This window comes from Flavobacterium sp. MEB061 (genome assembly GCF_000834715.1).
Classification (GTDB): domain Bacteria; phylum Bacteroidota; class Bacteroidia; order Flavobacteriales; family Flavobacteriaceae; genus Flavobacterium; species Flavobacterium pectinovorum.
Window position 1 is genome coordinate 233,324 of record NZ_JXQR01000074.1, and the last position, 12,526, is coordinate 245,849.

The window sequence follows — 12,526 nt, forward strand, 5'->3', positions numbered from 1 at the left end:
GCTAAAAACCTTAGCAACTTAGAACCTTAGTAACTCAAAATCTTAGAAAAAAACCTTAGCGACTCAGAACCTTAGCACCTTAAAAAGAAAAAAATGATTAAAACAGTAATATTTGATATGGACGGCGTAATTGTGGATACAGAACCCGTTCATCGTTATGCTTATTATAAACAATTTACAGAATTGAATATCGAAGTAACCGAAGAAATGTATACTTCATTTACAGGGTTTTCGACCCGAAATACTTTTCAAACCTTAAAAGGCTTTTTTCCAACGATTGAACATGAAGTTGAAGATTTGATTCAGAGAAAAAGAAATATTTTTAATGATGCTTTTGATACCAAAGAAGATTTGTATCTGTTAGAAGGTGTAGAAGATTTAATCAAAGATTTGTATGCCAATGGAATACAGTTGATATTAGCTTCATCAGCATCAAAAGTAACGATTGATCGTGTTTTTACAAGATTTAATTTGCATCAATATTTTACACATATTGTAAGCGGAGAAGATTTTCCGCAATCAAAACCTAATCCGGCAATCTTTCTTCATGCAGCATCATTGTCTGTGGCGCCGGCAGAAAATTGTATTGTAATTGAAGACAGTACAAACGGAGTGAAAGCGGCAAAAGCAGCAAACTTGTTTTGTGTAGGTTATAACAGTCATCATTCTAAAATGCAGGATTTATCTGCTGCCGATTTAATTATCAATCATTTTAATGAATTAAACGCACAAAAAATATCACAGTTAGGCGTTTGAATTATATAATATTTAACATTTGTTCCCTGATTGAATTTGTAAATTTGGGCAAAACAAAATAAACAAGAAATGAAAAAACTACTTATTGCATTAGCCATTATTTTGGCTCCTTTTGCTACAGAAGCACAAATAAAAACACCACAAGCGAGTCCGAAGGGTTATATAAAACAAACTGTAGGTTTAACTGATGTTGAAGTTACTTATTCAAGACCAGGTGCCAGAGGAAGAGCTGTATTTGGAAATTTAGTTCCGTTTGGTAAATTATGGAGAACCGGAGCTAACGAAAATACAATCATTAATTTTAGCGATGATGTTATTATTGATGGTAAAACATTAAAAAAGGGAAAATATGCAATATATACAATTCCTAAAATCGAAAGCTGGGAAGTAATTTTTTACCTTTCTACAGATAACTGGGGATTACCTGAAAACTGGAATGAATCGTATGTTGTTTTAAGAACTACAGTAAAAGAAGATGCTTTACCAACTCCTGTTGAGACATTTACAATTGGAATTAATGGTTTAGATCCAAACTTCGGGTATTTAGAAATGGCTTGGGAAAACTCTCACGTTGCTTTAAAATTTGAAGTTCCAACTGCAAAAAATGCGATTGCAAGTATTGAAAAAACTTTAGGCGGACCAACAGCAAATGATTATTTTGCTGCATCTCAATATTTATTTCAATCAAACGGAAATATCGAAACAGCAAGAACTTATGTTGATAAATCTCTAGATATGAGTACTGAAAAACCTTATTTTATTTTAAGATTAAAATCGTTGATCCAGGCAAAACAAGGAGATAAAAAAGGTGCAGTTGAAACCGCAAAAGCTTCATTGGCTGCTGCTGAAACTGCTAATAATCAGGATTATGTAAAATTAAACAAAGATAGTATTGCGGAGTGGAGCAGATAATGCTGTAAAATTCCAACCCCGAAGTCTCGGGATAAATCCCAAATTCCAAAAGCTTTGACTTTGGAATTTGGGATTTTTTTGGGTTCTTTTTTTAATTAGAAACGAATTAACATCTTTTTTTTGTCATTTCGTTCGAAATTACAGTGTTAGCATATTTAAAAATAAATAGACAGACTTGTCTGTTTGTGTTCAATTTTATATACATTTGTATTTCTAATTTATCACAGAAATGTTACCCAAAGAACGAATTTTAGACAAAGCTTTTGTTTTATTTCACAAACAAGGATATAATGCCACTGGCATCAATCAGATTATTGAAGAGGCGAAAGTGGCAAAAGCAAGCTTTTATCAACACTTTAAATCAAAAGAAGACTTGTGTGTTGCTTTTTTAAATCAGCGTCATGAATATTGGTTTAATGAATTGGAAAATTTCACCTTAAACACAGAAGATCCAAAATTAAAAATTCAGGCTTCGTTTGATTTTTTGATTTATATGAATCATAAAGAAAATTTTAGAGGCTGTAGTTTTTTAAACCTGCTTTCTGAAATTCCCTCAGATAATACAAAAGTGCTCAATGTAATTCAAAGTCATAAATCAGATTTACGGAATTATTTTAAGAACCTTATACATAACGATCTTATTGCAGATCATGTTTATTTGCTTTTTGAAAGCTGTCTTATCGAAAGTCAGTTGTTTAAATCAAACCATCTTATAGAACAATCTAAAAAAATAATTAAAACTTTAATTTTATAAAAATGGAACAGAAACTACCATTGCCACCTTTCACATACGAAACGGCATTAGAAAAAATTCAATTGGCAGAAGATGCCTGGAATAGCCAGGATCCAGAACGTGTTTCAAAAGCTTATACTGTTGATAGTGAGTGGCGAAACAGAGATCAGTTTGTAAATGGGAGAGAGGAAATCGTTTCCTTTCTAACGCAAAAATGGAATAAAGAAAGAAACTATAAACTAAAAAAAGAATATTGGGCACATACAGAAAATCGAATTGCGGTTCGTTTTGAATATGAATACCAAAATCTTGACGGAAACTGGTTTAGAGCATACGGAAATGAAAATTGGGAATTTGATTCAAACGGATTAATGCAAAAAAGATTTGCCAGTATAAACGATCTTGCTATTAAAGAAGAAGACAGAAAACTGAAATAATAAACTAATTCATGCTCGGTGGTTCCGGAATCTTGATAGTTCGCTTCGTTTTTTTGACAATTAATAAATAAAAAGTAATTCCGCCCAAAACAATAAGCAAAGCGATCTCAAGCTGGCCTAGACTGTTATTGTCATTATACATAGCATTTGCGCTGGCTAATTTTACTTTTCCTTCTGTAATTTGAATTTGGGATAATTGTTCTAAAGTTTTTAAAGCTTTTTCGCTCGATTTTGCAATTTGATCCCAATTTTTATTTTGGGTTTGCTTATTAATTGTATTACAAGAATTTAGAAAATTTTGGAAAAATATTCTTTCTGTTGGTGTCAAAACTGTTTTTTCGTATAATTGGTCTATCGAATGAATTACTTTTAATGTGCTGATAATTTCATCCGTTTTAATAGTATCGCTCAGGTTCAATTTCTCTGCTTCGGCTTTTATAAAATGAAGTTCTTTTGAATATTGAAAAATATAGTGTGCCACCACCAAACGATCTTTATAAATCCCATTGATATTTTCATTTACCTTTTTAGAGTTTTGCAGCGTATTGAAATTGCTTAAAATAATAATCAGCATCACAATCAACAAAATGAAAGCAGCTTTGGTTTTATTGCTGATTTTATGTAGGTCTTTCATTTTGTTTTAGGTTTGATTTATAAATATTTAATTCTATGTATTTTTTTAAAATATAACAGCATGTAAAATCCGAATTATTTTATAGAATTTAATCCAAGCATTTTGTTATCTGTCAACTCTATGTTCTTAATAGATGCCAATGGAGCTATTTCTATGGTTTTACTTCCTTTGCTTATGTAGAAATAATATAATGAGTTTGTATTTATCAAATAAATTTCTTCCGATTCTCCGCTGTTATAGTTTAATTTATAGTTGTATTTTATCTTATCATTTTTAATTTTTTTTGATGTAAAATATCCTCCTGCAACCCCATAACCAAGAAAAAAAGAGCATAAAAAAATTGCCAGAGATTTTATTGCGATACTATTGAAATAACTTTTAGTTTCATTTATTGACAAACCTTCGGTAGGTTTTAATTCAAATGCTTTTTGTATGAATTTAATGTTATTATATTTTAATAATAGTGAAGGCAAATAATAATGCAAACCAAATAATAGAATTATGGCGGTTAAGATTATAGGATTTGAAGTAAATTCAGCAATTGGACTCATTAAGATGTCCATTATTGTAGAATATTTTAAAATGTTTATTCCTAATTGATAATAGAAAAAACTGTCCTTTAGTATTCCCATTATTACAAGGAAGATATAACCCAGCGGAAGCAATTTCTCTATATCGTCTGAAAATTTCATTTACTAATTTTATAGTTAAATTACTTTAGTAACTAATTGCGAATTGATAATCAGTATTTTAAACTCTTCTTTTGTTTAAGGCTAGATTTTGGAAATACTAAAATAGTCTTTTTATTACAATTATTACGTAATTATTTACTGATAAAATTAAGTATATGACGGAGTGTTTCTTCCTGTTGTTTTTCACGGGAAATTGTTGCAGAATCATCTCCCAATTGAAAACCATAATAGCCAAATTGTCCGTGATTGGCACCTTCAATCTTTATAAATTTTGTATCCGCAGGAAGTTTAGATTTATTCTTAAAAATTGTTTTTTCATCGGCAATCCCGTCATTTGAACCGTATATCTTCAATATGGGAATTTTACTTTCTGCCAATGAAATATCTCGCGGATGTGTTGTTCCAATTAAAATCAGTTTTTGAATTAAATCCGGATTTTCTTTTACAAACTGAGCAGCCATCTTTCCGCCTTGCGAATGTCCCGATAAAATATAGGTTTTGGTTTTATCGGCAAATAAATCAAGCTGTTTTGGAATTTCATAACCTTTCGTAGCTAATCTCCAGGGCATTTTTATCAGATAAACTTTGATTCCGTTTTCTGAAATTTTTCTGCATAATGGCACATACGCTTTTGGATCGACCATTGCGCCGGGATAGAAAATAAAGATTTTATCAAATTTCTGCTTTGGTTCAAACAGAAAATAATCATCGCTGTCTTTTACTGATATTTTAGAACTGCTTTCGAAATAGGAATCTGGAACATCTTTAGCCTGATAAGAATAAAACAACCAAATCGTAAACAAAATAGCAATGGTAAACCATACTCTTTTTATGATTTTTAGGATTTGGTATTTCTTTTTCATAGCTACTAAATATTAATTAGTTTGTAATTTAATATTTCTCTTTGCTATTAATAAAAAAAATATAAAAGCTAAATTCAGGATAGGAATAAAATTAAAAATAATAAATGTCGGATTCGCATCTAAATCCCTAAGCCTTCTTGTCGTTGCTGCCTGCGTTGGAACAAATATTATTAGAATAATGAGACATACATAAAATAAATTAAGAATCTTTTCATTATCTAAATTAACATCATGGTATAGATCTAAAGCAAAATAATACATTAAAATATTAACTATGCAATAAATTCCATACTCGATTCTTCCAGATTTTCCAGAAAAAGAAGAATAGAAAAAGAGTGTGTTTTTTAAATATTCCATACAATTTCATTATTCTTTTTATGTGTATTTAAATAATTACTCCAGAACTATTTGATCAACATCTTTCTCTCCTCTAAAAAAGAAAAATTGTATCAACAATGACAATACAATTGTTAAAATGGCCCCAATAAAATTCAGCCACAAATAACCCAGTTTTTCCTGGCTGTAGATCATAAAATAATAAATGAAAAATATAGTAGTCTGGCTAATAATAGCGCTGATGAACATTGCTTTTGCTCGTACACGGCGCAAATAAAATCCAACTAAAAAGATTCCTAAAACAGTTCCGTAAAAAATAGAACCAATTATGTTTACAAGCTGAATTAAGTTCTCAAACAAAGTTCCGACACAGGCAAAAAGTATGGCTACAATTCCCCAGAAAAGGGTAAAGAATTTGGTTGCATTCAAATAATGTTTCTCTGATTTTTCGGTTTTCAGATTTCGTTTGTAAATGTCAATTGCTGTTGTAGACGCCAATGCATTCAATCCTGAAGCCGTTGACGACATCGCTGCCGAAAGAATTACAGCTAATAATAAACCAATTAAACCTTTTGGTAAATAATGTAAAATGAAATGAAAAAACACATAATCTTTATCATTGGTTTCACTATTACTATCGGCTTTTGAAATAATTTCTTTGGCACGGTCGCGTAAATCTTTTTCTTTATTGGATAAAGCAACTAACTCTTTACGTAAAATCGGATTGTCATAATCCTGATTCAGCTGATCGATATACAATAAATTGATTACTTTTTTGTCTTCAGAAAGTTTGCTTAATTTCTTTTCTAAGGCGTGATATTCTTCCTTAAAAGCCGATTTTTCAATGACAATTTTATTATTCGGATTAAAATTTAACGGAACAGGATTGAATTGAAAAAACACAAAAACCATAACTCCGGTTAACAGAATAAAGAATTGCATCGGAACTTTTAAAAGTCCGTTCATGATTAATCCCATTTGGCTTTCGCGAATTGATTTTCCTGATAAATAACGTCCAACTTGCGACTGATCTGTTCCAAAATAGGCAAGGGCCAGGAAAAATCCACCTGTGATACCGCTCCAAAAAGTATATTTTTCTTCGGGATCAAAAGAGAAGTCAACAATATTCATTTTATCATTTGCACCGGCAATATGCATTGCACTGTTAAAAGTCATATCGTTTGGCAAGTAATGTAAAATCAGGAAAAATGTGATAAACATTCCAGACATAATTACAAACATTTGCTGTTTCTGGGTTACGTTTACAGCTTTTGTTCCTCCCGAAAATGTATAAATAATTACAAGAACACCAATCATGATGTTCATAAAAGTTAAATTCCAACCCAAAAGAGCCGATAAAATAATTGCAGGAGCATAAATGGTAAGACCTGTTCCTAAACCTCTTTGTACTAAAAAAAGAATAGCAGCAAGAGAACGCGTTTTTAAATCGAATCGTTTTTCGAGAAATTCATAAGCGGTAAAAACTTTATTTTTATGATAAAGCGGAATAAATGTCAAACAAATCACAATCATTGCAATTGGCAATCCAAAATAGAATTGCACAAAACCCATTCCGTCATGATAGGCTTGCCCGGGAGTTGATAAAAAGGTAATTGCGCTGGCTTGTGTCGCCATTACCGAAAGTCCAACTGTATACCAGGGAGTTTCGTTGTTTCCTAAAATAAAATCTTCGACGTTTTTACTTCCTTTGGTTTTCCAGGATCCATAACCAACAATAAATAAAAGCGTAACGATCAGTACGATCCAATCAAATAATTGCATAGGTTATGAGTATAATTGCATGATTAAGAAAAAAATCACAATGTAAATTGCGTTGGCTACCAAAACGTAGGTGTAGCTTTTTTTCCATTTTTTTGTTTTTTTAGCTTCCATATTCTTGAAATCTCTATTTTTTTAGTTCTTGTTTAGGCGCTTCGATTGGCTGTTTCAGCGAAATAATATTCGACAATAACCTATAAGCTCCGGCCACGCCCTCCGGCAATTCCCTAAAAAAGCTTAAGCCTGTGTAAATGTAATATCCTTTTCCGTATGGTGCTACTAATAAAGCGCCATCTTTAGCAGATTCGCCTTTGTCGTGTGATGATAAAATAGGAGTGAAGGCAGCATCATAATCATTAGGATAATACAAACCTTGTTCTTGTGTCCAGCCTTCAAAATCTTTTGTCGTAATTTTGTTTGGCGTGTTTAAGACAGGGTGATTTGGTGCTAAAAAAGTAACTTTTGCATTTTCTTCGGTAACACGATCATTTGATATTTTTAAAGGATATGGTGCAATCTGATCGGTTACAATTCTGCCAAAAGTATTGTACTGAACAATCATGTTTTTACCGCTTTTTACAAAATCAAAGAGTATTTTTTGTTTGTTTGCTAATGCATTTACGGTGTTGTAAGCACGAATTCCGGTAATAACGGTACTAAATGAATCTAATTTTTCAGGCGTAATTTCTTCCGGTTTTACAATCGTAACTTTATAACCCATTTGCGTCAAACTTTCGGGAACTTCGTCGCCGGCGCCCATAATATAGGCAATGGCATCTCCTGAAGTTTTCAGATCAATTCGAATACATTTTGATTCTGCCGATTTTAAAACCATTTGTTTGGTAATGTGATTAAAATCAATGACAATTTCATCTTTATCAAAACGTTTATTATCCACAGTGACTACACTTTTTGCAACGGCTTCTTCCGGCAGTGTTGGCGGTGTAACTTCAAAATAAAAAATTTGTTCTGTTCCTTTTTTTGCTAATGTAAACGGAATTTCTTTTGGAGAAACGGCCCAGCTTTTTGGTAATTCAAGTTGTAAAATGCCTTTTATATCGTCTTTTCCTGCACGAACTTTTACAGGAATCATTTTGCTTTTTGTACTTCCAAAAAGTAAAACTTTTTCTAAAATTGAAGTCGTAACTTCTGGAACTATATCCAGAAAATTATACATTTCACCTTTTACACCATCGTTGTATTTGTAAACAACAATGCGCTCAAACGGAATTTCAACGCCATTAATTTTTACATTAAAAACAACTTTTACTTCTCTGATAATATCAGGAATTCCAATATTTTCCTGATTCGAAACCGTGTACATTCCTATGCTTGCTTTTTCTTTTAGCCAATAGGGCTGCGTGTATTCAATTGTATTTGGAAGCTGAATCTGAAGATTGATTTTCTGATCGTTGTTGTTTTGTAAAATACTGTTTTGAACTGTAGTTTTATTGTCCGGTAATGTTGTTACGCTCGTTAATTCCATTGAAACAGAACATCTGTTTATGGCTTCGAGACTTAATTTAACAGTGCTTCCCGGAGTTGCTTCCTGTTCGCTGGCAACAGCTTCCAGATAAAGTCCGGAACAAGAGGCAATAATGTTTTTTATTGCATTAGTTTTTAGTTCTTTCCAATGATCATCTTCTAAAGACAGAATCATCGAATAGGCTTTTACCAGATCGGGAATACTGGCAGATGGGTTACTAAAGTTATAGTTTGAAATAATTTTAGAAATTAATTCTCCAACAGGTTTACCTCCTTTAACACGGTTCCATGTTGTGTCGATTCCGTCGAATAAATTATCACGATCTTTTGGATTTTCTCCATTTATAAGTTCCAGATATTCGGTTTCGTTTCCACGAACACCTGTGCTTCCAAAACCTTGCGATTGGTGACGGCTGCGGCTTAAAGCGGCAATTTCCTGATTCGATTTTCCAATTCCGGTATAATAAACACCTGTTTCCAGTTTGGTAAACTTCGATTTATTAGCGGCATCAAATTTTTCCTGACTTCCGTAAAACCACCACGAAGGATTAAAAAACTGTCGTTTTACCTGCCATGGTTTAACATATTTTAATTGCTCCGGATATATTTTAGGATCATTTGTTAGTTTATAACTTTCAATGCTCAGCATTGCTGATGATGTGTGATGCCCGTGAGTGGTTCCCGGCGAACGATGGTCAAATCTATTAATAATAACGTCTGGCTGAAATTTTCTGATTGTCCAGACAACATCTGCAAGTACTTTATCTTTATCCCAAATTTGTAAAGTTTCATCTGGATTTTTAGAAAAACCAAAATCATTGGCACGAGAAAAAAACTGTTCTCCACCATCAATTTTTCTGGCCTCGATTAATTCCTGAGTTCTTATTACGCCTAATAATTCACGCAATTGCGGTCCAATTAGGTTTTGTCCTCCATCGCCTCGTGTTAATGATAAATAGCCTGTTCTGGCATTCATTTCATTTGCCATATAAGAGATTAAACGGGTATTCTCATCATCCGGATGTGCAGCAATATATAATACAGAACCTAAAAAGTTTAGTTTTTTGATTTGATTGTAGATTTCTACAGAACTTGGTTTTTGTGGTTGTTGTGCAAATGAGATTTGAAAACCTATAAAAAATAAAAGAATTAATTGAACCTGTATTTTTCGCATGGTGTGATTTGATTGTTTTTTGAAATAGCTTCAAAAATACTAATTATTTTATGGAACAGTATTTAAATGAAATGTTAATGCTCAAAAATCGATCCGATTTTTAAGATGAAAATATAGAAAAAAACAAAAATAAAAAGGAGAGTATCATTATTTTGATACTCTCCTTTAAAAAAATTGGCTATTAATTATCTTCTTCCACGGTGATCATCGTGATCATCATGATCGTGTCTGTCGTGTCTATCATGTTTATCATGTTTATCATGATGTCTGTTATCGTGGCGTCTGTCATCTCTGTGGTCATGACGATCATTGTAACCATAAACTGGTCTTGGTCTGTATGGTCTTTGTGGTGCACCATGATATCCTTTGTAATATTTTACTCTGTGTCTGTCAAAATACGTATAAGGCGTTCTTCCATGATAATCATTTAAAACTACTTTATATCCTCCGTACAAATCATAATTACGATATTGTCTTGGTAAACGGGTTGCTCTAACCCATCTTCCTCCTCCAAAATAAATAAATTGTGAAGCTCTAACATCATAATACGCTTCAACATCCGGCAAATAATAATATTCCATTTCAGAATAACCCGATGGTCCCCAAGCTGGAGGCGATCCTATATTTACATTAACTGATACCTGGGCTTGTGTGGCATTTGCAACCAAAAGAAATAATCCCGCGATTGCTATTTTAATTGTTTTCATTTTGTTTAGTTTTTTATATTAATCGTAATGTTATTTAACGATATTCATATACTGTGCCAAAAATGAAAACAGCTTGTATTTTGACGAATAAAATACAGGTTTCGTCGATGTAAAACCGCTACGGTACTGGGAATGTATTGATTTTTAAAAAGTTACTAAAATTTTAAAAAAGCACTTTTTTTTCGTTTTTTTCGCAAAAAATAAAAAGACAAAATCGATTATTTATATTCAACAATTCTTGGTTTTGCAAGTTCAAAATTTTGTAAACCAAAATCTGTAGTTTCAAAAGTATTGGTTTTAAATACATTATCACCCTGTAACGGTATACTTGGATAGTATGACAGGGATAATTGAAAGGAACTGAAAACTAAATAGTCATTACTGATCAATAAGCCAATTGTTACTTTTTGATAAGCTTTGTTGTTGAACATGGCATCATTCGGACTTCCTAACACGGCGATGGAGTAATTAAAAAACGGATTCATACGAAATCCCCATATTGCATGAGGAGAATAAGTTTGTGTTTGCAATGACAAAACTGCTTTACTGGTGCCATATAATGCAGCATTAAATCCGGCAAGACCATTTTGCTCATTTAAATTAAGTTCGTCTCCAATAATTTCCTCACGATTTACACCCAAAACCAGTTTTGGATTTACGAATTGTCTTAATTTCCAATTTCCTATACTATATAATTTGGTAAAATAATTCGACTCAAATAAAAACGAAGTCTGATATGTTTTTGATTGATGGAAAAAAGTTCCGGCTTCAAAATTGGTACTTAAAAATCCCCAGTCATAGTAATTTCCAAAAGAAAACTGAGCTCCTACATAGGGCCGCCAATATTTATTTTTATACTGATAACCAAGCGTAATGCCATAAATTCTACCAATAGGAACGTCCTCTGTTACACCGTTCCTAAAAATATAACTGTCTTTGACGAATTTTCTGGTATTGATTCCGATACCGCTTAAAAGTAGTTTTTCATCTGAATAAAAATGTGTTGGATCATATAAATCGGATGGCGTTTCCGTATAATCAACATTCAGAAAACGGGCAGATACAATTAAATTGGTAACGCCATTATTATCATCTTCAAAAACTTTTGATGCTTTTCCCACCCAGAAATCCTGTACATTATTTTTAAAAGGCTGAAAAGCATATGTGGTATCAGGTAAAGGCGCCTGAAGTGTATCTCTTCTAAAGTTTTGGGCAAAAAACATTCCGCCTGCCCATTTGGTCAATGGCGAGTAGAAATCACGTTCAATATCAATACTTTTAGAATAATTATTATCCAAATCCATATTGTATCTTAGTTTGGTACTAATATAGGTGTTTTTGATATTTGGTATTGTGTAGATAACGTCATTGGCATTTTGACCGTCATCAAAACGATTGGTAAAGCGATATTCAAGTTCCTGGCCTGAACCAAAAAAATCTTTTTCCTTAAATCCCACAGAAACCCGGCTGCTTGATATGGAGAATTTTGGAATGGTACTCCAGGAATCTAAAACGCGAATGGTAACATCTACAGAATCTGATGCCGGACTCGCTAATTGCTTTGTAATTCGAACCGCAGTTACATATCGCTGCGCACGTATAAGACGCTCAGATTCCTGCACTTTATAAGAATCGTACGGAACATTTCTTTTAAATAGCAATAAATTGTAAATCGCTATTTTTTTTGTTTTAAGATGAAGTTTATTACCTGTTCGTTCTCCCCAATTTCGAGGTCTTGCCGTAGTATCTGCTATCGAATGCCCAAACGGATCTAAGGTTACTACAGTTATATTTCTAATAATTTTACCATCGTAATTGGCCGTATCTTTTTCTATAATTTCAGCTTCTTTCTTTTTAGGTTTATTGGCTCTAAAAAGTAATTTGTGCAAAGTTTTGGTAAACTTGTGTTTTTTAGAATAATTTTGGATTTTTTTATACATTGCCGCACTATCTTTTTTGGTTTCCGGTTTTGGCTTATCTACCTGCGCACAAATGCTCTGCAAAAAAAAGCATAGTGA

Annotated in this window: 12 protein-coding genes; 4 read left to right on the plus strand and 8 right to left on the minus strand. The window is 32.5% G+C overall.

Annotation, left to right across the window (positions count from 1 at the left end):
- The first annotated feature begins 93 nt into the window (after positions 1-93).
- From RT99_RS22055 to RT99_RS22070, 4 genes are all read left to right on the plus strand, one after another.
- On the plus strand, positions 94-756 hold the full coding sequence (locus RT99_RS22055; protein ID WP_042566899.1) for an HAD family phosphatase: 663 nt from the start codon (positions 94-96) through the stop codon (positions 754-756).
- Positions 757-825: 69 nt separating this feature from the next.
- Positions 826-1,668 carry a DUF2911 domain-containing protein gene (locus RT99_RS22060; protein ID WP_042566900.1) on the plus strand — a complete coding sequence of 281 codons (843 nt, stop codon included), beginning with the start codon at positions 826-828 and terminating at the stop codon, positions 1,666-1,668.
- A gap of 229 nt (positions 1,669-1,897) precedes the next feature.
- Positions 1,898-2,422: a TetR/AcrR family transcriptional regulator gene (locus RT99_RS22065; protein ID WP_042566901.1), complete on the plus strand. Its 525-nt coding sequence runs from the start codon at positions 1,898-1,900 to the stop codon at positions 2,420-2,422.
- A gap of 2 nt (positions 2,423-2,424) precedes the next feature.
- A complete protein-coding gene (locus RT99_RS22070; protein WP_042566902.1) occupies positions 2,425-2,838 on the plus strand; it encodes a nuclear transport factor 2 family protein in 414 nt (137 codons plus the stop codon).
- Positions 2,839-2,842: 4 nt separating this feature from the next.
- Here the strand turns inward: RT99_RS22070 and RT99_RS22075 are convergent, their stop codons facing one another.
- The 8 genes from RT99_RS22075 to RT99_RS22110 form a co-directional block, all read right to left on the minus strand.
- Positions 2,843-3,472, minus strand: coding sequence for an MCP four helix bundle domain-containing protein (locus RT99_RS22075; protein WP_042566903.1), 630 nt, complete (start codon positions 3,470-3,472; stop codon positions 2,843-2,845).
- Between the two features lie 74 nt (positions 3,473-3,546).
- Complete coding sequence (locus tag RT99_RS22080) at positions 3,547-4,164, minus strand: hypothetical protein (protein ID WP_042566904.1); 618 nt, start codon at positions 4,162-4,164, stop codon at positions 3,547-3,549.
- Positions 4,165-4,295: 131 nt separating this feature from the next.
- Positions 4,296-5,027 (minus strand): alpha/beta hydrolase, encoded by a 732-nt coding sequence (locus RT99_RS22085; RefSeq protein ID WP_042566905.1) that lies wholly within the window; start codon positions 5,025-5,027, stop codon positions 4,296-4,298.
- Positions 5,028-5,039: 12 nt separating this feature from the next.
- Positions 5,040-5,384, minus strand: coding sequence for a DUF805 domain-containing protein (locus RT99_RS22090; RefSeq protein ID WP_042566906.1), 345 nt, complete (start codon positions 5,382-5,384; stop codon positions 5,040-5,042).
- Positions 5,385-5,420: 36 nt separating this feature from the next.
- Positions 5,421-7,145: a sodium:solute symporter gene (locus tag RT99_RS22095; protein ID WP_042566907.1), complete on the minus strand. Its 1,725-nt coding sequence runs from the start codon at positions 7,143-7,145 to the stop codon at positions 5,421-5,423.
- A gap of 124 nt (positions 7,146-7,269) precedes the next feature.
- Positions 7,270-9,801 carry a PIG-L family deacetylase gene (locus RT99_RS22100; protein ID WP_042566908.1) on the minus strand — a complete coding sequence of 844 codons (2,532 nt, stop codon included), beginning with the start codon at positions 9,799-9,801 and terminating at the stop codon, positions 7,270-7,272.
- 185 nt (positions 9,802-9,986) lie between these two features.
- Positions 9,987-10,508: a hypothetical protein gene (locus RT99_RS22105; protein WP_042566909.1), complete on the minus strand. Its 522-nt coding sequence runs from the start codon at positions 10,506-10,508 to the stop codon at positions 9,987-9,989.
- Between the two features lie 218 nt (positions 10,509-10,726).
- Positions 10,727-12,448 carry a hypothetical protein gene (locus tag RT99_RS22110; RefSeq protein ID WP_371198254.1) on the minus strand — a complete coding sequence of 574 codons (1,722 nt, stop codon included), beginning with the start codon at positions 12,446-12,448 and terminating at the stop codon, positions 10,727-10,729.
- Positions 12,449-12,526: the final 78 nt, after the last annotated feature.

Coding starts and splice junctions, on each gene's coding strand:
- RT99_RS22075 (WP_042566903.1), bottom strand. CDS start 3,472: ATGAAAGACCTACATAAAATCAGCAATAAAACCAAAGCTGCTTTCATT.
- RT99_RS22100 (WP_042566908.1), bottom strand. CDS start 9,801: ATGCGAAAAATACAGGTTCAATTAATTCTTTTATTTTTTATAGGTTTT.
- RT99_RS22060 (WP_042566900.1), top strand. CDS start 826: ATGAAAAAACTACTTATTGCATTAGCCATTATTTTGGCTCCTTTTGCT.
- RT99_RS22080 (WP_042566904.1), bottom strand. CDS start 4,164: ATGAAATTTTCAGACGATATAGAGAAATTGCTTCCGCTGGGTTATATC.
- RT99_RS22090 (WP_042566906.1), bottom strand. CDS start 5,384: ATGGAATATTTAAAAAACACACTCTTTTTCTATTCTTCTTTTTCTGGA.
- RT99_RS22055 (WP_042566899.1), top strand. CDS start 94: ATGATTAAAACAGTAATATTTGATATGGACGGCGTAATTGTGGATACA.
- RT99_RS22095 (WP_042566907.1), bottom strand. CDS start 7,145: ATGCAATTATTTGATTGGATCGTACTGATCGTTACGCTTTTATTTATT.
- RT99_RS22065 (WP_042566901.1), top strand. CDS start 1,898: ATGTTACCCAAAGAACGAATTTTAGACAAAGCTTTTGTTTTATTTCAC.
- RT99_RS22110 (WP_371198254.1), bottom strand. CDS start 12,448: ATGTATAAAAAAATCCAAAATTATTCTAAAAAACACAAGTTTACCAAA.
- RT99_RS22085 (WP_042566905.1), bottom strand. CDS start 5,027: ATGAAAAAGAAATACCAAATCCTAAAAATCATAAAAAGAGTATGGTTT.
- RT99_RS22070 (WP_042566902.1), top strand. CDS start 2,425: ATGGAACAGAAACTACCATTGCCACCTTTCACATACGAAACGGCATTA.
- RT99_RS22105 (WP_042566909.1), bottom strand. CDS start 10,508: ATGAAAACAATTAAAATAGCAATCGCGGGATTATTTCTTTTGGTTGCA.